16 protein-coding genes are annotated in these 19,600 nt (G+C 64.2%); 5 read left to right on the top strand and 11 right to left on the bottom strand.

The annotated features are described in order from the left end of the window. Positions 1 to 6: 6 nt before the first annotated feature. From AC1VWL_RS07955 to AC1VWL_RS07905, 11 genes are all read right to left on the bottom strand, one after another. Positions 7 to 411, bottom strand: a complete 405-nt coding sequence (locus AC1VWL_RS07955; protein WP_482986336.1) for a DUF3613 domain-containing protein — start codon at positions 409 to 411, stop codon at positions 7 to 9. After that, positions 408 to 1,238, bottom strand: coding sequence for a tetratricopeptide repeat protein (locus AC1VWL_RS07950; RefSeq protein WP_482986335.1), 831 nt, complete (start codon positions 1,236 to 1,238; stop codon positions 408 to 410). Before AC1VWL_RS07950 ends, AC1VWL_RS07955 begins: the two co-directional genes overlap by 4 nt. Before the next feature lie 14 nt (positions 1,239 to 1,252). Further along, positions 1,253 to 2,185 (bottom strand): type II secretion system F family protein, encoded by a 933-nt coding sequence (locus AC1VWL_RS07945; protein ID WP_481533266.1) that lies wholly within the window; start codon positions 2,183 to 2,185, stop codon positions 1,253 to 1,255. A gap of 37 nt (positions 2,186 to 2,222) precedes the next feature. Further along, the gene (locus AC1VWL_RS07940; RefSeq protein WP_482986334.1) at positions 2,223 to 3,137 is read right to left on the bottom strand and encodes a type II secretion system F family protein; all 915 of its coding nucleotides are present in this window, start codon (positions 3,135 to 3,137) and stop codon (positions 2,223 to 2,225) included. After that, entirely contained in the window at positions 3,134 to 4,489 is a 1,356-nt protein-coding gene (locus tag AC1VWL_RS07935; protein ID WP_482986333.1) for a TadA family conjugal transfer-associated ATPase, read from the bottom strand. The genes AC1VWL_RS07940 and AC1VWL_RS07935 overlap by 4 nt, the downstream gene beginning before the upstream one ends. A gap of 2 nt (positions 4,490 to 4,491) precedes the next feature. Beyond that, the gene (locus AC1VWL_RS07930; protein WP_482986332.1) at positions 4,492 to 5,742 is read right to left on the bottom strand and encodes a CpaE/TadZ family protein; all 1,251 of its coding nucleotides are present in this window, start codon (positions 5,740 to 5,742) and stop codon (positions 4,492 to 4,494) included. Positions 5,743 to 5,769: 27 nt separating this feature from the next. Then, positions 5,770 to 7,017, bottom strand: a complete 1,248-nt coding sequence (locus AC1VWL_RS07925) for a type II and III secretion system protein family protein (RefSeq protein ID WP_482986354.1) — start codon at positions 7,015 to 7,017, stop codon at positions 5,770 to 5,772. Positions 7,018 to 7,100: 83 nt separating this feature from the next. Then, on the bottom strand, positions 7,101 to 8,159 hold the full coding sequence (cpaB, locus tag AC1VWL_RS07920) for a Flp pilus assembly protein CpaB (RefSeq protein WP_482986331.1): 1,059 nt from the start codon (positions 8,157 to 8,159) through the stop codon (positions 7,101 to 7,103). 29 nt (positions 8,160 to 8,188) lie between these two features. After that, positions 8,189 to 8,671 carry a pilus assembly protein gene (locus AC1VWL_RS07915; protein WP_481533270.1) on the bottom strand — a complete coding sequence of 161 codons (483 nt, stop codon included), beginning with the start codon at positions 8,669 to 8,671 and terminating at the stop codon, positions 8,189 to 8,191. Next, a complete protein-coding gene (locus tag AC1VWL_RS07910) occupies positions 8,664 to 9,197 on the bottom strand; it encodes an A24 family peptidase (RefSeq protein WP_482986330.1) in 534 nt (177 codons plus the stop codon). Before AC1VWL_RS07910 ends, AC1VWL_RS07915 begins: the two co-directional genes overlap by 8 nt. A gap of 15 nt (positions 9,198 to 9,212) precedes the next feature. Further along, positions 9,213 to 9,407, bottom strand: a complete 195-nt coding sequence (locus AC1VWL_RS07905) for a Flp family type IVb pilin (protein WP_481533272.1) — start codon at positions 9,405 to 9,407, stop codon at positions 9,213 to 9,215. Positions 9,408 to 9,894: 487 nt separating this feature from the next. Between AC1VWL_RS07905 and AC1VWL_RS07900 the strand changes: the two genes are divergently transcribed. From AC1VWL_RS07900 to leuS, 5 genes are all read left to right on the top strand, one after another. After that, positions 9,895 to 10,848, top strand: a complete 954-nt coding sequence (locus AC1VWL_RS07900) for a helix-turn-helix domain-containing protein (protein WP_481533273.1) — start codon at positions 9,895 to 9,897, stop codon at positions 10,846 to 10,848. A gap of 206 nt (positions 10,849 to 11,054) precedes the next feature. Then, positions 11,055 to 15,173 (top strand): ESPR-type extended signal peptide-containing protein, encoded by a 4,119-nt coding sequence (locus AC1VWL_RS07895; RefSeq protein ID WP_482986329.1) that lies wholly within the window; start codon positions 11,055 to 11,057, stop codon positions 15,171 to 15,173. Between the two features lie 54 nt (positions 15,174 to 15,227). Continuing rightward, positions 15,228 to 16,004 (top strand): OmpA family protein, encoded by a 777-nt coding sequence (locus AC1VWL_RS07890; RefSeq protein WP_481533275.1) that lies wholly within the window; start codon positions 15,228 to 15,230, stop codon positions 16,002 to 16,004. A gap of 109 nt (positions 16,005 to 16,113) precedes the next feature. Beyond that, a complete protein-coding gene (locus AC1VWL_RS07885) occupies positions 16,114 to 16,719 on the top strand; it encodes a DUF998 domain-containing protein (RefSeq protein WP_481533276.1) in 606 nt (201 codons plus the stop codon). A 202-nt stretch (positions 16,720 to 16,921) separates the two neighbouring features. Further along, on the top strand, positions 16,922 to 19,564 hold the full coding sequence (gene leuS / locus AC1VWL_RS07880; protein WP_481533277.1) for a leucine--tRNA ligase: 2,643 nt from the start codon (positions 16,922 to 16,924) through the stop codon (positions 19,562 to 19,564). Positions 19,565 to 19,600: the final 36 nt, after the last annotated feature.

The raw sequence follows: 19,600 nt of genomic DNA, 5'->3' as shown, positions 1-19,600 counted from the left end.
TTGGCCTCAGCGGCTGCCGCCGCCTTGCTTGGGATTGGGGAGTGCTGCCTCGAAGTACTCGGGGATGGGGTGATCAAAGCTGTTGAGATAACGTTGGTAGCTGCGACTGGCGGCCTCGCCGAGCATCGGCAGCGCGGTGCCGGGGCGGGTGCTGTCAGCCTGTAGCTGCAACAGGGCGCGGGTGGTGTCGCCCACTTGTGAACGTGGCAGGTCGGCAAAGCTGGTGGTCGCCACCGGCGTGCTTGCGGTGGCAGCGCTTGTTGCACTCGCCGTGCTGCCAGTGTGTGCGCTGGCTGCAGTGCTGGTATCGGCCATGCGTTCGATCAACGGTGCGTGCTGGGCCGCGGCTGATGCGCAACTGCCGAAGCTGCACAGCAGCACTGCTGCTGCGATGGCTGCCGTCCGGATCATGGCGTTACCTCCTGCGAAGTGGTCGACGAGGGGCTGAAACGATCAAGCATCGAGCCGGGTGGGCGCGGCACATGCGTGGCCCTGGTTGCTGGCTGCTGGGCAGCCAAGGCGGTCGTATTGCCCGCTGCCGCCGCTTCGGGAATGGCAGCGGCGACCGGTTGCCGCAACGTCTGCGCCAGGCGATAGATCTCGCTTCGGGTTGCCGGCGGTAGATTTGCCCGCTGCATCATGCTTTCTGCGGTTGTTGCCTGGCCGGACAGCAACGCCCACAGCGCAAGATTGGAGATGGCGCGGATGTTGTCCGGCCCCAGTTCGGCGGCCTTGGCCAGAGGCGCCCGTGCCGGTTCGATTTGACCGGCCTGCAACAGAGCGAAGCCCAGGTCGCCGAGGTAGGCGATATTCAGTGGGTCGGCACGCACCGCGTTGTCGAGTGCAAGTCGCGCACCGGCATGGTCACGCGCGGCTGCTGCGATAAGCCCAAGCCCGTGCCAGGCCGGCGCGGCTTGTGCGCCTTTGGTCAAACCACGGTAAATGGCGGTTGCGGTTGCATCATCGCCGGTTTCGCGCAGCGCGTTGGCCTGCAGGATGCGCAGTTCCGGACTGTCGCCGAAGCGCTGCCGGAAGGCGTCGATATGGGCCAATGAAGCGTAGTAGGCACCTTGCTCCTGCATCTGCCTGAGCAGGCCAAGGTACATGCCGCGATCGTCCTGCGCGGCTTCGACCAACGCCGGTTCGATCGGTGGTTGTTTGTAGGCGGCATGGTTGCCGCCACAGCCAGCGAGCAGGGCAGGGGCCAGTACGATTAGCAGCAACGCGTTGGTCTTCATCAGGTTGGCTCCCATTACATTCCCTTGATCGCGGCAGCCAGCGAAATGATGGCCGGTCCGGCAAGTACCAGCATCAGTGCAGGCAGCAAGGTGATCATCATCACCACGGTCATCTTCACCGAGAGCTTGCCGACCTTCTCCTTCATCTTCATCCGACGCTGTTCGCGCAGGCGCATGCCGAACTGCTTGAGCGGTTCCTGCACGGCGCCGCCGTGCTGGTGCACCTGCAATATCATCTGCATGAGACTGCGCAGGTCGTCGTTGTCGAAGGACTCGGAGAGCCGTCGCAGCGATTGCGCGCGACTGCGGCCGCGGCTGTAGCTGGCATTGGCGACCTGCAGTTCGTGGCCCAGTACCGGGATGGCAATGTGCAACTTTTCGCCAACCATCTGCAGGCTTTGGTCGATGCTGAAGCCAACACCTTGCAGCAGGCGCAGCAGGTCGATCAGCAAGGGCAATTCTTCATCCACTTTCCTGCGCAGGCGACTGGCCCAGCTGCGCAGCAGCAGCTTCGGCAACAGAATGCCAAGCGCAAAGCCGACCAGCACGATGATGACCATGTCGCCGCCATGCGGCCGCAACAACAGCACGGCGATGAGTGGCATCAGCAAGGCAAGCAGCAGGCGGGTGGCAAGGAAGGCGGCGGTGCCGGTGTTGTGGTTCCAGCCAACCTGTTCCAACAGCAGCTTGTCCTCGGGTGCAAGCAGCGCTTTCTGCACGCGGCTGCCGTCGAAGTGCTGGCCGACGGCGGCGAGGTCACTCAGGCGCTGCCGCCACCAACCGGCTTTCGGCGCTTTGTCGTGTTCCAGGTGCTGGGCCGTGTCCAGAGCGGTCTGCAATGCCGCGCCCGCCTGCTGGCTGCGGCGCCCGCGGTAGAGCAGGCCGCCCGCAGCCAGTACCAGGGCAAGCACGACCAGCATCATGGCGATGGCGTACAGCTGGTTCATGCGACTCTCCGGCGGAGCTGGGGGGTGATGGAGGGCGTCATAGCGACTTGGCCAGCCGGTACAGCAGGAAGCCGCCAAACAGTTCAAGCAGCACCGCGATCAACAGGATTTTCTTGCCGAGCGGTTCCTGGAACATGGGCTGGAAGAAGTCCGGGCTCATCAAGGCCATCGACAAGGCCGCGCCGACTGGCAGCAGCGCAAGTACCCAGGCAGACATGCGGGTCTCGGAGGTGGTTGCCTGCAGTTCGCGTTGGACTTCTTCCAGGTCGCGCATGAAGTCGCTCATGCGCTGCAGGATCTGGTCGCTGCGGCCGCCGATGCGGATGCTGGTGCCGAGGATCACCGCCAGCATTTCCAGCGGGCGCAGGCGATAGGCCTGCGCGGCGTGTTGCAGGGCACGATCCAGGTCCATGCCTGCGCGGGTATAGGTCAGGGCGTTGTCGAGGATGGGGCGCAGTGGTGGATCGACATTCTGGGTGGCGCTCTGGAAGGCCATCGACAAGCTGTTGCCGATGCCGGCGATGCGCACCATGTTTTCCAGGAAGTCGGGCATCTGCGCGACCAGCCGCTGCTGGATCTTGTCGATGCGCCGGTACAGCCATAGCGCCACCGCCAGCAGATACAGCGCCAGTACGAATGCGCCAAACCAGGCGCTGCTAAGGCGCAGGCCAGCCCCGATGGTGACGGCGATGCCGGGCAGCGCGATCAGGATCAACGTGCGCACCGAGTCTTTCAACCCCGCCCGACGCAGCAGCTCGGCCCAGCGTCTGCTCGGTGGACGGCTGTTGCGGGCGTCATCGGCGGCGCGCTGCGAACCCGGCTGCGAGAGACGGGTGTCGGCGTGGCTGGCGGCAGCGCGCTGCTGCACGCGTGTTGCCAAACCCCACCACAGGCCCATCGCCAGCGCCACCAGCAGCACTGCGAAACTCCCGAGCAGCAAGGGCAGCATCATGAAGAAAAGCTCCCCATGTTGGCCTCGCGCAGCTCCTGCCGGAACGGCTCGAGCTTGTGGCAGTGCGGGTGAAAGCCCAGGCCTGTCCAGCGGTCGCGTTCGCGGCTGTCCTGGTCGATCCAGGTCTCATGCTTGAACAGCTCCTGGCTGGTGATGACGTTGTCGCTGACGCCGGTAATCTCGGTGATGGAGACGATCACCCGGCGGCCACTGCCCAGGCGCGAGATCTGCACGATGAAGTCGATGGCGCCGGCAATCTGCCGGCGCAGGCTGTCTTCGCTGCCCTGGAAGCCGGCAAAACCAGCCAACATTTCCAGTCGATACAGGCAGTCGCGGGCATTGTTGGCATGCACGGTAGCCATTGAACCGTCATGGCCGGTATTCATCGCCTGCAGCATTTCCAGCACCTCGGCGCCACGCACTTCGCCGACCACGATGCGGTCCGGGCGCATGCGCAGGCTGTTGCGTACCAGTTCGCGGATGCTGACCGCGCCACTGCCATCAAACCCGCCCATGCGTGATTCCAATCGCACTACATGCGGGTGATTGAGGGCCAGCTCGGCGGTGTCCTCGACGGTGATGACGCGCTCGTTGTGCGGAATGAAGGTCGCCAGAGCGTTGAGCAGCGAGGTCTTGCCGGAGCTGGTGCCGCCGGAGATCAGGATGTTGCAGCGGCCACGCACCATCGCGTTTAGCAGGGCGTACATCGGCTTGTCGAAGGCACCGCGGCCCAGCAGCTCATCGGGGGTGAACGGGTCCTTGCGGAACTTGCGGATGGAGACCATCGGCCCGTCAACGGCCAACGGCGAAATGATGGCGTTGAGGCGGCCGCCATTGGGCAGGCGCGCGTCGACCATGGGGTTGGAGTCGTCCAGGCGGCGGCCGAGTGGCGCGATGATGCGGCGCAGGATGCGCAGCAGGTGGCGGTCATCGCCGAAACGCTGGGTAGAGCGGCGCAATATGCCGCCGGCCGAGACATGTACATCCTTGTAGCCATTGATCAGGATGTCTTCGATCTCCGGGTCATGCAGCAGATCATCGAGCGGTCCAAAGCCTGTCAGCTCCTTCTGCAGGGCGCTGGCAACGGCTTCCATCTCGTGCGCGTTGACCGGGATCTTCCACTCCTTGACGAAGGCGGCGGTCTGCGTGCGCACGAACTTGCCGATGGTTTCCGGCGACCATGAATCGATGTCGACGCGCTGGTCCTCGACATGGTTCAACAGGTATTCGTGTGCCGCCGACAGCACGGTCTGGAACTGCTCGGTCTGTTCGAACGGCACGTTCGGCACTGGTTCCACCGACAGTGCTGCTGCGGCGATGCGCGGGGACAAGGGGGTGACTTTGTCTTCCATTGTTATCTACCCAGCAGATTGGCGAGACGGGCCAGCGGTGATGCCGGTGCGGTGGTTGGTGGCGTTGCCAGCCGACGCCGGTCCAAGCGCTGCAGCAGCGGCTGCAGTGCCTTGAGATAGGGGTCGCGTGGAGCTGCATCGGTGAGCAAACGGCCCAGTCCTGCATTGGAGCGCAGCACCCGCGAACGGTCCGGAAGGGTGGCCAACAACGGCAGATTGAAGCGCTGGGCGATCTGGGTGTCGGCCAGCCCGCCGTTGGCATCGAAGCGGTTGACGATAAGTTGCAGGCGGTCGTCGCGCAGGCCGCGGCTTTCGAGCTCGCGCATGGTCTGGTCCAGCGATACCAGTGAACCGATCGCCTGATCGGTGACCAGCCAGACCTCGGACGCGCTCTTGAGCAGGGTGGTGGGCAGCAGTTGCACCGGCAGGCCACCGACATCGCACAAGCTCAGTGGGAAGACGCTGCGCAGACGATCGAGCAGGGAAATGGGTTCATGCTTCTTCAGCAGGCTGCCACTGGCGATGCCGAGCAGGGCCATGCCGCTGGCATGGTGGGCGAACGCGGTGCCGACGAAGGTACGGTCCATCCGCTCGACGCTGCGTAGCGATTCTTCATAGCTGAAGTGACTTTCCATGCCGAGGTAGAGCGCGGCGTCGGCAGCGGGTTGACCCAGGTCGATCAGCAGCAACCAACCCTGCAGGGCGGCAACATCGGGCGAGACCGGGTTCTGCTCGGCCAGGCTCACCCCGAGATGGGTCGCCAAGGTGCTGGTGCCGACGCCAGGGCGCACCCCCAACAACACGATCAGGCGACCGTCAGGGCGAAGGTCCGGGGTCGCGGCTGCGCGCACAGGGCTGGGAGCCGCACCGACGCGCTCGAACACTTCCAGCATCTGTGCGGTGTTGTTGTCGATATCGACAAAGTCGCAGACCCCTGCGCGCATCGCCGCCAACAGGTGTGCCGCCTGCTCGGGGCCGGTGGTGCCCAATCCAATCATGGCCGGGCAGCCGGGCAGGGCGTGCAGTTGGCGGGCGAGGTCGGTGGAGTAGGCGGCGTTGCCGCCGCAGTAATCGAGCAACACGAAGGCCGAGCCTGCTGCTGCGTCCAGCAGCTGGCGCGGATTGGTTTCGCGACTATCGACCCAGCGCAGATTTGCCTGCCCAGCAAGTACGGAACCCAGACGCGCCATGTGGCGGTTATCCGGTGCGTACAGCAGCAGATTCAATTCGGCATGGCTCTGGGTCTGGGGCAAGGGCATCACCGGGGGCATGGGGGCACTTCAGCGTGAGAAGCCGGGGAGTTGGTCAGGGCTGGCCGGGTGCAGCAACCATGCGCCCCAGACCGGAAGTTTGGGTTGTGCTTCGCGTTGGCCAGGCAACGGGATCTCGGTGCCTCGCGCCAATGGCTTGACCAAGCGCGGCGTCACCACGATCACGAGCTCCTTGTCCTCGCGCTTGTAGCTGAGGTTGCGGAAGAACGAGCCAAGTATCGGGATGTCGCCCAGCAACGGGATCTTGTTGACGTTCGAGGACAGCTGGCTGCTGACCAGGCCACCGATGACGAAGCTCTCGCCGTCGCCCAGTTCCACCGTGGTGTCGGCGCGGCGGGTGGAGATGGCGGGAATCTGGGTGCCGTCCAGGGTGATGCCGCGGGTGTAGTCCAGGTCACTGGCTTCCGGTGCCACCTTCAGCGCGATGCGGTCTGCCGACAGTACGGTAGGGGTAACCGTCAGGCCGATGCCGAAGGGTTTGAAGTTCACCGTGGTGGTACCAAGCCCTTGCGGTTCAAGAATGGGAAGTTCGCCGCCGGCCAGAAAACTGGCGCTTTGGCCCGACAACGCCACCAGCGTCGGTTCCGCCAGCACCCGCGCCATGCCATTGGCCTGCAGCAGATCGATGTTCGCATCCCAGGCGCCGGGGATGGACTTGGCTACCAGCTTGAATGCGGATGAAAGCGCACCGCCGTCATTGCTGCCACTGGGTGAGGTGATGCCGTAGCTGAAGCCGCCATTGATGTTCTTGAAGCTGATGCCGACCTGGCGCAGCACGCTCTTGTTGAACTCCACCACCTTGACTTCGACCTGCACCACGCCGCCGCTGCTGATGGTGGTTGCGTCGCTGATCATGCCTTTTTCGCCAACAGCCGAAGCCGCGGCCTTGCGACGGGCTTCATGCTCGAGCAGGGAGCCCGCACTGCCTGACAGCAGGGCTTGGCCCGCTTGCACGGTCAGCCCATTGGCGCTGCCATCCAGCAGTCCGCCCTGTACCGCGTTGCGCACGTCCACCCGGATGCGCATTGGTGCCGCCTGCTTCTGCAACCACAACAGCAAGGTGGTGCTGCCGGCGGACTTGCCAACCAGCAGGGCTTCGCTGTTGCGGCCGATGCGGGTGATATCTGCGATGGAAGGGTCGGCGATGGCGATCCGTTCGACCCCGGCGGGCAGGTTCCAGGGGCGTTGCTCGTTGAGTTCGAGCACGACAGTGTTGCTGCTCGCTTGTGCCTGTGCGGCGTGGGTCAGCGGTGGCATGAAACCACCCAGCCCGAACAGCGCCAAGGTGAACAACGCAGATGCGGTGATGGAAGAACGCTGGTGCAAGAGGATTCCTCCGGTCATGGCGAGGACTGCTGGTTGGAGGGGGGCGTGCCGCGGATGATTTCGATGCCTTGGCGGGGGGCTGGACGTGCGCCACGGTGGCGTTGCGGTGCGGCCGACGCAGTGCTCTGCGCGGGCGCTGGGCGGCGGCTGCCGCCGGCCAGTGCGTTCAGGTCGATACCGGCATAGGCGCGGTTTTCCGGGCGGGAGGCGGCTTCGGCAGCCGCTTGGTCAAGATTTCCGCGTAGCGCCAGCACCGCGGCCGGCTCGGTGAAAATGCCTTCATCGGCCAAGCCGGTGTCGCCGGGATTGCGCAGTGCCAGGAACAGTTTTCCGCTGTGTGCGGCCAGCAACAGGCGTCCTGCATCCTGTACGGGAACGGCCAGGATCGCACTGCGTGCCTGCGCGGCGTCGGCGTTTGTAGACCCGCTGCTACGACCATCACGTGATGCGATGGTTTCGGCTCGGCTGCCAGGTTCCGGTGGCGAGGCACCGACGTCGTTGCCCTGTTCGTCAGCGCTGTTGCCCACTTGCCCCACATCGGCGTTGCCGTAGCCCAATACCTGCAGGCGCGAAAGCAGCAGCCGGGCCTGTGTGTTGCTCTGGCCACTGCCAGCGCTGGAAGGGTCCTGCAGGCTCATGAACACATCGACGTAGTCGCCGGGCGTGACGCGGTTGCTGACCCCGGCAAGCTCATCAACCGGCACCGCGACCGCGCGTTCGCCGGGCTTGATGCCAATGGCGATGCCCTGGAGCAATTGTTCGCTGGTGATCATCGCGCCAGCAGCGATGTTCCTCGCCGGGGTGCGTCCTTCCACCTCATTGATGGCCGTGTAGCCGTTGGCCGGTGGCAAGGCCATTTCGGCAATACTGAGGTTGGCAGCGGTGATCGGTTGCCCGGCAGGCAGCTCCTTGCTCGCGACCACCACCATCCGCTTGGATGGATTGGCCGGTGGCGCTGCGTTGCTGACGTCGGCGGGCTGGGTTGCGCGCCGGCCGATTCCGAACGCCAGCACCATCAGCAGTGCCGCCACGGCCAGCAGCAGGATTGCAGCTATGCGTATTGCCTTGGGCATCTTGAAGCTCCTCCCCTTGGAGTCCGCGTTTAGCGGTCGCCTAGATCCAGTTGAACGACGGCGGTACTGCTCAGTGACTTGCCCATGGTCCAGCCCATCAACGTACCGGTCCCTGGCATGAAGGGATGCGCGTCATGGTTGTACGACGTGGTTACCTTGATGCACTTGACAGTGCTATCGGCGGCGCATGCATAAGGTTGAGACACGGCGATCGGTGCCGCATCGGCGCTGCTGCAGCCGGCTGCCGTCTTGGAGTAATTCAGCAGCCACTGCATCGAGCGAGCCGCTGCCTGGCAGGCATTGTTGCGTCGTTCGGCGGTGCTGCCGTAACGCAGGGAGGCGCGCGCGCCTTCACCTGCGGCCAAGGCGAGTGATTGCTGGGCGGCAAAAATCATCACGCCGGTGAAGGTGATGAACAGCAACGGCAGGACGCCGAACATCATCATCAACGCGAACTCGATGGTCACAACGCCGCACACACGCCGTCTGGCAGGCGCTCTCAGCCTAGACATGACCACCTCCGTTCATCACGACGACGATCATCGCCAGACCCAGATACGCGGCATAAGGAATGCCGCGGCGCCCACGGCGCGCAGAGCGCAGGTCCATCTGCCAATCCACCATCAGGCTGGAACCTTGCAGTGACTGCACCATCCGTTGCAGGCGCAGCGGTGCGCAGGAGGTTGCCGTCGGCCAGCTCAAGGCGACAAGCGCGTGCGCCCCGGCAGCCAGGCTGGCGATGATCCAGATGGGTAGCAGGGCGCTGCCGCCCAGCAGGAAGCCGATCACCGAAAACAGCTTCACATCGCCTGCGCCCATCCAGCCGATGGCATAGAAGGGCAGCAACGCTGCCAGCCCGATCACACCACCGAGCAGGCAACTGGCAAGCGATGGCGGGCTGCCGATCTGCAACAGCTGCATCGCCATGACACACACCAGCACGACCAGCAGTGCCCGATTGGAAACACGCCTGGCCATCAGGTCGCTGATCGTGACCTGGGCGCCGAGCAGCAACGCCGTCAGATAGGCGATGGTCATGGCCGCAGCCCCGGCTCAGGTGGTGCCGGTGCCGGTGCCGGCGCCACCAACCAGTTCGGTGAGCTTGGTGAGGACGGTCTGGAATACGGCCCTCAGGCCGTCGCGTGCGAAGAAAATGATCAGGCCCGCGACGACGGCTGCCAGCAGACCATACTCAAGTGCGGTAACACCGTCTTCTTCCCGGAAAAACCTGCGCAGCTGTGCGTTCATGGTGTTCTCCCTGATGACCCGGTGTCGGTGTTGCACCGACAGAAAGCCGGGCGATGGGCATTGCTGCCCGATTGAGGTCATTGGGATGCACATGACACCGGCAAGAGTGTGCCGACGGTCGCTCAGGTTGCCGGGTAGTGCCGGCAGTTCCCTACCTTTGCTTCCGTTGTCCCCTGTCGGCATGCAGGGCATGCCCGGAAGCATCATTGCAATCGGTCCCGGCCACGGATGCGCAAATTCGGCAAGAACGAATTGTTTTTCATATATGTGATGGACTTCGCGATTAGGCAGTGGCGGAGCCGGCGTGAAGGCCATTTTTTTTTGTCAGTATCCATGACGCAGGGGCAGTTGAATGCATCTGTCGTGGCGATTCCGTAATACGAGTTTCAGGCTGTGCGGCAGGGGATTGCAGGTTGTGTTCGGTTACCTGCAATGGATGGCTGGGCTTCTGAAGCGCGTCCCTGACTCGGGGCGCAAAGGCGTTCACATGGATGCGGTAGTCGGCGGAAACGGTTTGCGGTCATTTGATCTGGCGTCGCTGAGCGGCACGCTACGCGTGTGCCACGTTGAACTGGTGCTGCTCGATGATCAGCCACCTACGGCATCGATCACCTCCTTTGTTCACGACCAGGCCTTGCTATGCACTTTCGAGGTCGGCGCACGTACCCGTGGTCGCTTCATGTTGCCGCTGGATTGGTGCCTGCTGGGATGCCTGCAGGCGGTGGATCCGGAAACCAGCTGGTGCCATGGCGTGCCCTTGGTATCGGGAAATATCGTGTCGGTAATGCCGGAAGGTGTTACCGAATTCGCCTTGGGCGCCGGCAGCCGGATGACCTTTGTGCTGGTCCCGCTCAAGCGGTTCCAGGAGCGTGCGGCAGCGCAGCGACTGGGTGGTCTTCTGGAAGAGGCGGCGGGCGTGCCGGTGTTGAGCAACCGTCCGCATGTGCCGCTGCAGGCTTACTACCAAGGCTTGCAAGAGCGCATACACCAGGGTGAAGTCGGTAGCGATGAGATCGATGCGATGCTCGATGCGCACGTCAAGGAAGTGGTGACCAATGGCCTGCCCGAGCGCGCTGGCTGCAATCGCAGCCGACGTGCCCGCTATCTTATCTTTCGCCGCGCCGAGGACATGATGTATGCCAATCTCCGGCGCCATATCTATATGCACGAGCTGTGCGACGCCGCGGGCGTCAGTGAGCGGGCACTGCGTTATGCGTTCGAGGAGCTGGTTGGGATATCCCCGGTACGCTATCTGTCGATGCTGCGCCTGTGCGAGGCGTGCCGCAGCCTGTCCAGTGCAGATGCAGGCCGCAAATCGGTCAAGTCAATCGCGCTGAGTTGCGGGCTGTGGGATTTGTCGCGTTTTGCCGACAGCTACCGCAGGGTGTTTGGCGAGTTGCCGAGTGAGACCTTGATGCGCGGCACTTACTCCACGGCCTGAGCTGCGCCGGGCAGCTGCGTGATGCCCATCACTTAACCGCAGTGGTTGCCGAATACGTGCATTTGCGTGCCGCTAACGGGTATCGCTTTGCCAAATTGCCGTATGGATATGCCGGATGCGGGCAAACCACCGGACTTGAAAGCGTTGTACTGGCCTCACGAACGAAGACCTGTCCGCTCCGGGATGGGTCGAACCGGAGGCTCCACATGAACCGCATTTATCGTCTGGTCTGGAACCGCGCACTCAACGCCTTCGTCGTAGGTTCCGAGCTGGCCAGCGCACAGGGGAAACGTTCTGGTCCGGCAAAGTTGGCGCCGTCGGTGTCGTGGAGCCTGGCGGGTCTGGGCAGCGCCATCGCGCTGGCCATGGCCGGGCCCGCATCCGCGACCGACGCCAAGCTTGCCGACCTGCAGGATCTGGTCGCCAAGTACAGCAACACCGACGCACAGCAGATTGTCGCCACCACCTTGCCGACAGCTGGTGCCGGTGCTGCGCTAAATACGTCGGTGACGTTGCCGGCGTTGCTGCAGGTGGACGTATCGGCGGCAGCCGCGATCAAGCCGCATGTTGCCACTGTGCCAGCGGCGGTACGCGCACGGGTGGGTGTGCGCGGCTCGCTGCCGAAGCTGCATCCCCATGGTGGGGCCGGTTCACCTGCTGCAGCGCTGTCAGTCGTAACGGATGCCGCACTCGCAGTGAAGCCGCTGGCGGCTTCGGCCAATGCTGCAGTTACTGCAACGGTTGGCCCGTTGACCGGAACTGGTGCGGGCCTGCAAGGCATTGCCGCGGTGTTGCTGCCTGGCAAGGAGGAGGGCGGAAGTCCGTTGCACGGAACATTGCTTTCAACGGCTGGCGCGGTCAAGGAGCTCACTGGCGAGGTGCTGACCGGCGAGCCGGTGGCAGCGGTGGAAACGCTGACCTCCCATGTGGGGACGACGTTGACGCCGATTGGCCAGCATCTGGGCAGCGGCGTTGAAGATTTGGTCGGTGGGCTGCTGCCGGGCCAGCAGGGTGGAAGTCCGTTGCAGGGCACGCTGGCTGCAACGGTGGGCGCGGTCAAGGAAGTCACTGGCGAGGTGCTGGCAGGCCAGCCGGTCGCAGCGGTGGAAACGCTGACCTCCCATGTGGGGACGACGTTGGCGCCGATTGGCCAGCATCTGGGCAGTGGCGTTGAAGGTTTGGTCGGTGGGCTGCTTCCGGGCCAGCAGGGTGGAAGCCCGTTGCAGGGCACGCTGGCTGCAACGGTGGGCGCGGTCAAGGAAGTCACTGCTGAGGTGCTGGCAGGCCAGCCCGTGGCAGCGGTGGAAACGCTCACCTCGCATGTCAGCACCACGGTGACCTCGGTTACCGGCCAACTTGGCAGTGGCGTTGCGGGTGTGGGTGAGCTGTTGCTGCCAGGCGCAGAGCAAGGTGGCAATCCGGTGCTTGGTGCCGTGACCGGTACGGTGGGCGCCGTCGAGGACCTGACCGGCGGGCTGGTCGAGGGGACCGGCCTGGGGGGTGTTGTGAATGGCGTGGTCGACGGCACTGCGCCGGTGCTGGACGGCGTAGGCGATCTTCTTGGTGCGGTGGTGGGGGGCGTGACCGGCTCGAACACGCTGGGGACAGGTGTCACCAATACGGTTGGGACACTGACCGGCGGGCTGCAGGACACGACCGGCGCGCTGGCCAACGGCGACGTGACCGACACGGTGCAGAATCTGTTGGAAACAGTCGACAACACCGCCTCCACGCTGCTCGGTGCGACCGGCAATACGCTGGGCGGCATCACCGGCTCCGGGTCGGGTGTGAGTGGTGTGACCGGCGCTCTGAGTGGCGTGATCGGTGGTGTGACCGGCGGGTTGTCGAACGTTGTTGGTGGCCTCACCGGCAATCCGGTGGTGCCCGCTGCACCGCCGGCAACCAGCTCAGGCCCATCAGGCCTGATCGTCGGCAATGGTGGTCTGGTCGGCTCGGTGAACCAGTTGGTGGATTCGCCGCTTACCTCCATCCTCGGCGGCAATGGCTATATCAACAGCGGTAGCCTGAAGGTCAACAGCACCAACGTGATGCAGACCTATTCCGAGGTCTCGGTGCTGGGTTTGCCGGTGGTCAACCTGAGTCCGGTAGGCAGTCTGCTGGACGGGCTGGGTGGTTTGAGCACCGGCGGCAACTCGCATTTGACCCTGATCGGCGGGGTTACCTCCGACAGCTACATCACCAACATCAACAATGGCGACCCGGGTGGACTGCTTGGCCTGGTGTTGCCGGATGGCGCTCCGGGTTGGGCCTCCGACTGCCTCAATGTGCTCGGCGCGGTGACTGCCAAGTGCTGGGCGGTGCCTGCAGCGCAGGACTACCAGGTGCTGATCGGTGACGGCGCGTTTGCAAACGGCTCCAAGGAAGTGGTGATCGGCAGCAACGCCGAGCATCGCCTGGCAACGCAGACGGCGGACCAGGTGTTCATCGATGCCGCGGGCGGCAAGACCGGTGTACCGACGGCTGACTACGATGCACGGCTGGGTCATTCGGTGGTGGTGGGCGACAGCGCCAAGGGCACCGCCAACGCGCAGACCCTGCTTGGTGCCGGTGCAACCTCGGACAAGGCCAACAGTGTGGCGCTGGGCTTCAAGTCCAATGCTGCGCGCGGCGGCCAGGACAATTACACCGCGTTCGGTTTGAGCGCTACCCAGACCTCCATCGGTGAAGTTGCGGTGGGTTCGGCGGGGCGTGAGCGCCAGATCACCCATGTCGCCGCCGGCAGCCAGGACACCGATGCGGTGAACGTCAAGCAGTTGCGCGGCGCACTGGACCAGATTGACGATCTGGGGCTGGCCGCCGTGGTCTATGACGAAGACGCAAATGGGGTCGTCAACTACGGCAAGGTAACGCTGGGCAGCGGTCAGGCAGTCAGTGGCACGGTGCTGGCGAATCTTGCGGCCGGCTCGGTTGCCGCGGGCAGCATGGAGGCGGTCAACGGAGGGCAGCTGTTCGGGCTGGGCGGCTCGATGGCGACCTATCTGGGCGGCGGTGCGACGTTCAACGGTGGCGTGCTTGGCGCGCCGAGCTACCAGATCAACAGCATCGGTGTGCTGGGTGCGGTTTCACTGCAGTCATACGCAAACATCGGCAGCGCGTTCACCTCCATCAGCGACTCGTTGGCAAACCTGACCAACCTGTTGCCGGGCAATGTCCCGGGCAGCAGCGATCCATTGGCGGTGAAGTACATCGCCGACGGTGCCGGTAATCCGACCAACGCAGTACGTTTGACCGGCAATGGCAGTGGTGCGGCGGTGGCCCTGGGCAACGTGGCTGCGGGCAATGTCGCCACTGGCAGCCTGGATGCGATCAACGGTGGGCAACTGGCCACAACCAACCAGGCACTTGCGTCTGCCATCGGTGGCACGCTGCAGTACAACAGCACTACCGGGCAATGGAGCGCAGCCAGCTTCAACGTTACTTCGATCAACAGTAGCGGTGTTGGTACCCAGCAGACGCTGGGCAATGTCACCGACGCCTTGGCGGCGTTGGATGGCTCCATCGTCAACGTCAACAATCGCATCGACAACATCCAGAACGGTGGTGCCGGCAACCAGTACTTCGCCGTCAACTCAACCAAGGCAGCTGCTTCGGCCACCGGGCAGGACAGTGTGGCTGCCGGCCCGCAAGCCAAGGCCAGTGGCAACCAGGCGGTTGCCATCGGCAACGGTGCCAACGCGTCTGCTGCCGGCAGCGTGGCGTTGGGCGCAGGCTCGGTGGCCACCCGTGCCAACACCGTGTCGGTCGGTGCCGCCGGCGCCGAGCGTCAGATCACCAACGTAGGTGATGGCACCGAGGCCACCGACGCGGTGAATGTGCGCCAGCTGCAGGCTTCGCAGCAGGGCACCGTGCGCTATGACCAGAACACCGACGGCAGCACCAATTACGGCAGCGTGACGATGGGGCGCCCGGGCACCAGTACCGTCATCCACAACGTGGGTACCGGCGTGGCGCCTACCGATGCCGTCAATGTCGCGCAACTCAACAAGGGCATGGGGGAGGTCATGGACTGGTCGAAGAACTATACCGATCAACGTTTCAATGACGTAAGCCGCGACATGAAGCGCATCGATGACCGTGCTTCTGCAGGCGTCGCTTCGGCGATGGCGATGGCGGGTCTGCCGCAACCCACCGAGGCAGGAAAGCGCATGGCGTCGATGGCGGCCAGTACGTTCCATGGTGAATCGAGCATGGCGGTGGGCGTGTCCGGGGTCACCGATGGCGGCCGCTGGATCTACAAGCTCAGTGGCTCGGCCAATACCCGTGGTGATGGCGGGGTGACCGTGGGTGCTGGTTTCCAGTGGTAAGCGGTGCAACGGGAACCTGCAGGAATACAACCCTGGCTACGCATAGAGGACGCTATGAACAGGAAATGGACTGTACTTGCCTTGCTGGCAACGCTGACCGCCTGTGGCAAGGGCAACGTGCGAGAGGAGTTCCCGGACCCCGCTCGCGCCTATCCCGCAGGCGGCACTTACGTGAACCTGGACAACCTGCGCCAGTACGCGCCAGGCATGAACAAATCCCAGATCCAGGAGTTGCTGGGCACGCCACAGTTCAATGAGGGCTTGTGGGGTGTACGCAACTGGAACTACGTATTCAACTTCCGCCGTTCGGTAGGAGCCGAGCCGATCCAGTGCCAGTTCCAGGTCAACTTCGATTCCAAGGGGGTAGCCAGCGGTCAACGCTGGAAGCCGGACAGTTGCGCCGCCCTGCTGGAACCGGCTCCTGCCCCGGTCGCGCCGGCACCGCCTCCGCCACCACAGGTGGTGGCGCCGCTGCGGTTATCGGCCGATGCCCTGTTCGCCTTTGACAGCGCCAACCTGTCAGCGGCGGGGCGGGCGAAACTGGATGAATTCGTGCAGGACCTCCGTGCCAGCAACGCGGCGCAGACGCTGAACATCATCGGCTACACCGATCGCATCGGCAGTGATGCCTACAACATGGATCTGTCGCGGCGGCGCGCGCAGAGCGTGCGCAACTACCTGGTGCAGCGAGGCATCCCTGCTGCTGCGATCCATGCCGAGGGGCGCGGCAACAGTGCGCCGCTGGTGCAATGCGATGAGGCTGCTGGTGCCGCACTGTTGGATTGCCTCGCGCCGAACCGCCGGGTCGAAATAGTGGTCGCCGGTGCCTGAGCCGAGGTTGCCGGGGTTGGCGACCGATGTCATTACCGGTCGCAGCCCTCACAATAGCGGCTGGTAGTCGTGGCAGCTGTGCCCCGGCCAGAGCGGGACAAGGTGTGCTGTGTTGAAGCGGAACAATGCAATGGTCTGGGCAGGTCCACTGGCGGCAGTGGTTTTCGTGGCGGCAGTCGTGGGTTTCGGCATGCAGCTGCACGGTTATGACCAGATGCGCCACCCGGTGTCGCTGCTCGGCGCGCGAGGCATCCCCGGCGGTACTGCCTTCAGCCTGCTGGGCTTCGTGGTACCGGGTCTGCTGGCTGCGGTGGCGGCACTGGACCTGATCCTGCGCATGCCGGCCGCTGCGCCGCGTCCGCTGCGGGTTGGTGGACAGATGCTGTTGCTGGCCGCCATCGCCTTTGCCGCGATGGGCCTGTTTCCCCTCGACGTGGATGACATCGAGAACCGCGCCAGCCAGTTCCACGCCAGCGCCTGGTTGCTGTGGTTGCTGGCGTTCACTGCCGCCGCCATCGCCCTGCGGTTTGGGGCGGGCAAGGCCAAAGGCTGGCGGTCCTTGTCGACGCTGACTCTGGCCTGTGTGCTTTGGGTCGTCTGCAGTGCCTTCCTGTTCGAGATCGCCATGCCGGTGGCAATGGCGCAGCGTTTGGCGTTTCTGGGTTGGCTGGTATGGCTGGTGGGCGCGGCCCGGCTGGCACCGGCGCGCAGCTGAGCGGCGCGGCACAATCACCACGCTGGCGGGGCAGGGCACGCGCAGTCAACGCGCCCGGCGCTGGCTTTGGAAATTGGCGGTTTTTTAAAAGCCCTATATTTCAATGACCTGCATGCCTTGCTGGATGCTGGCCTGTGGCCGGATTGGAGTGCAATGATGCACTGCGGTACCCTTTGCCGCTTTGCCGTTGCCCAGCGTTGACATGTCCAGCGTCGAACCGAATATCTACGATCCCCAGCAGGTTGAAGCCGCCGCCCAGAAGTTCTGGGAGGCCGAGAAAGCATTCGAGGTGAACGAAACCTCGGACAAGCCCAAGTACTACTGCTTGTCGATGCTTCCGTACCCGTCCGGTGCGCTGCACATGGGCCACGTGCGCAACTACACCATTGGCGACGTCATCAGCCGCTACAAGCGCATGACCGGCCATAACGTGCTGCAGCCGATGGGCTGGGATGCGTTCGGTCTTCCGGCCGAAAACGCCGCGATCAAGAACAAGACCGCGCCGGCCAAGTGGACCTACGCCAACATCGGCCACATGCGCAGCCAGCTCAAGTCGCTGGGCTATGCGATCGACTGGTCGCGTGAGTTCGCGACCTGCACGCCGGACTATTACGTCCACGAGCAGCGCATGTTTACCCGCCTGATGCGCAAGGGCCTGGCCTACCGCCGCAACTCGGTGGTGAACTGGGACCCCGTCGACAACACCGTGCTGGCCAATGAGCAGGTCATCGACGGCCGCGGCTGGCGTTCCGGCGCACTGGTCGAGAAGCGCGAGATCCCGCAGTGGTTCCTGCGCATCACCGATTACGCCCAGGAACTGCTGGACGGCCTGGATGAATTGCCGGGCTGGCCGGAATCGGTCAAGACCATGCAGCGCAACTGGATCGGCCGTTCCGAAGGCCTGGAAATCCAGTTCGACGTGCGTGACGTGGATGGCGCCGCGCTGGATCCGCTGCGTGTGTTCACCACCCGCCCGGACACGGTGATGGGCGTGAGCTTCGTCTCCATTGCCGGCGAACACCCGCTGGCCGTGCATGCCGCAAAGAACAACCCGCAGCTGGCTGCCATGCTGGCCGAGCTGAAGCAGGGCGGTGTCTCCGAGGCTGAGCTGGAAACCCAGGAAAAGCGCGGCATGGACACCGGCCTGAAGGCCATCCATCCAGTCAGCGGCGAACAGGTGCCGATCTGGGTCGCCAATTTCGTGCTGATGGGCTACGGCACCGGCGCAGTGATGGCCGTTCCGGGCCACGACCAGCGTGATTTCGAGTTCGCCACCAAGTACAGCCTGCCCAAGCTGCAGGTCATCGCGCTGAAGTCGCCCAAGAACGACGACGAACGCAGCTACGATGCCAACCGTTGGCAGGACTGGTACGGCGACAAGACCCGCGAAACCGAGCTGGTCAATTCCGCCGAATTTGACGGCCTGGATTTCCAGGGCGCCTTCGAGGCACTGGCCGAGCGTTTCGAGCGCAAGGCCCAGGGCCAGCGCCGGGTCAACTACCGCCTGCGCGACTGGGGCGTGAGCCGCCAGCGCTATTGGGGCTGCCCGATCCCGGTGATCTACTGCGACAAGTGTGGCGCGGTGCCGGTGCCAGAAGACCAGCTGCCGGTGATCCTGCCGGAAGACGTGACGCTCAACGGTACGGGTTCGCCGATCAAGGCCGACCTGGAATGGCGCAAGACCACCTGCCCGGACTGCGGCGGCGCGGCCGAGCGCGAAACCGATACCTTCGACACCTTCATGGAGTCGAGCTGGTACTACGCCCGCTACACCTCGCCGGGTGCACGTGAGGCAGTGGACAAGCGCGGCAACTATTGGCTGCCGGTCGACCAGTACATCGGCGGCATCGAGCACGCCATCCTGCACCTGATGTACTTCCGTTTCTTCCACAAGCTGATGCGCGATGCGCGCATGGTGGACAGCAACGAGCCAGCGCAGAACCTGCTGTGCCAAGGCATGGTCATCGCCGAGACCTTCTACCGCCAGAACAGCGACGGTTCCAAGGATTGGTTCAACCCGGCCGACGTGGACACGGTGCGCGACGAGCGCGGCCGTATCACCGGCGCGACCCTGCGTGAAGACGGCCAGCCGGTGGTGATCGGCGGCGTCGAGAAGATGTCCAAGTCCAAGAACAACGGCGTCGACCCGCAGACCATGGTGGCCAAGTACGGCGCTGACACCGTGCGCCTGTTCTCGATGTTCGCTGCGCCGCCGGAACAGTCGCTGGAATGGAACGAGGCCGGCGTCGACGGCATGGCGCGCTTCCTGCGCCGGCTGTGGGCAATGGTGCACAAGCACGCCGCCGACGGCGCTGCGCCGGCCCTGGACGCTGCTGCGCTGACTGCCGAGCAGAAGGCGATCCGCCGCAAGACCCACGAAACCATCAGCAAGGTCAGTGACGACTACGGTCGCCGCCACGCCTTCAATACCGCCATCGCCGCGGTGATGGAGCTGCTCAATACCCTGGCCAAGTTCGACGATGCCAGCGAACAGGGCCGTGCGGTGCGTCAGGAAGCCCTGCAGGCAGCAGTGCTGCTGCTGAACCCGATCACCCCGCATGCCTGTCATGCGATGTGGCAGCTGTTGGGCCACGCGCAGACCCTGCTCGAGGACCAGCCGTTCCCGCAGGTGGACACGGCTGCACTGGTCAAGGATTCGCTGACCCTGGCGGTGCAGGTCAACGGCAAGCTGCGCGGCACCATCGACGTGGCCGCCGATACCTCGCGCGAGCAGATCGAAACCCTGGCCAAGGACGAGCCGAACACGGCCAAGTTCCTGGCCGGGCTGACGATCCGCAAGGTCATCATCGTGCCGGGCAAGATCGTCAATATCGTTGCGGCGTAAGCCGCAACCGGTATCTCAAGTCCAGTTCACGCGGCA

It is taken from the genome of Stenotrophomonas sp. STEN063 (assembly GCF_056854515.1).
The sequence above is the reverse complement of the archived record's forward strand: the minus strand, read 5'-3'. Positions and strand labels throughout refer to the sequence as shown.

Excerpts from the sequence above, each read along its gene's own strand:
- AC1VWL_RS07955 (WP_482986336.1), bottom strand. The coding sequence starts at position 411 with ATGATCCGGACGGCAGCCATCGCAGCAGCAGTGCTGCTGTGCAGCTTC.
- AC1VWL_RS07950 (WP_482986335.1), bottom strand. The coding sequence starts at position 1,238 with ATGAAGACCAACGCGTTGCTGCTAATCGTACTGGCCCCTGCCCTGCTC.
- AC1VWL_RS07945 (WP_481533266.1), bottom strand. The coding sequence starts at position 2,185 with ATGAACCAGCTGTACGCCATCGCCATGATGCTGGTCGTGCTTGCCCTG.
- AC1VWL_RS07940 (WP_482986334.1), bottom strand. The coding sequence starts at position 3,137 with ATGATGCTGCCCTTGCTGCTCGGGAGTTTCGCAGTGCTGCTGGTGGCG.
- AC1VWL_RS07935 (WP_482986333.1), bottom strand. The coding sequence starts at position 4,489 with ATGGAAGACAAAGTCACCCCCTTGTCCCCGCGCATCGCCGCAGCAGCA.
- AC1VWL_RS07925 (WP_482986354.1), bottom strand. The coding sequence starts at position 7,017 with ATGCCACCGCTGACCCACGCCGCACAGGCACAAGCGAGCAGCAACACT.
- cpaB (WP_482986331.1), bottom strand. The coding sequence starts at position 8,159 with ATGCCCAAGGCAATACGCATAGCTGCAATCCTGCTGCTGGCCGTGGCG.
- AC1VWL_RS07915 (WP_481533270.1), bottom strand. The coding sequence starts at position 8,671 with ATGTCTAGGCTGAGAGCGCCTGCCAGACGGCGTGTGTGCGGCGTTGTG.
- AC1VWL_RS07910 (WP_482986330.1), bottom strand. The coding sequence starts at position 9,197 with ATGACCATCGCCTATCTGACGGCGTTGCTGCTCGGCGCCCAGGTCACG.
- AC1VWL_RS07905 (WP_481533272.1), bottom strand. The coding sequence starts at position 9,407 with ATGAACGCACAGCTGCGCAGGTTTTTCCGGGAAGAAGACGGTGTTACC.
- AC1VWL_RS07900 (WP_481533273.1), top strand. The coding sequence starts at position 9,895 with ATGGATGCGGTAGTCGGCGGAAACGGTTTGCGGTCATTTGATCTGGCG.
- AC1VWL_RS07895 (WP_482986329.1), top strand. The coding sequence starts at position 11,055 with ATGAACCGCATTTATCGTCTGGTCTGGAACCGCGCACTCAACGCCTTC.
- AC1VWL_RS07890 (WP_481533275.1), top strand. The coding sequence starts at position 15,228 with ATGAACAGGAAATGGACTGTACTTGCCTTGCTGGCAACGCTGACCGCC.
- leuS (WP_481533277.1), top strand. The coding sequence starts at position 16,922 with ATGTCCAGCGTCGAACCGAATATCTACGATCCCCAGCAGGTTGAAGCC.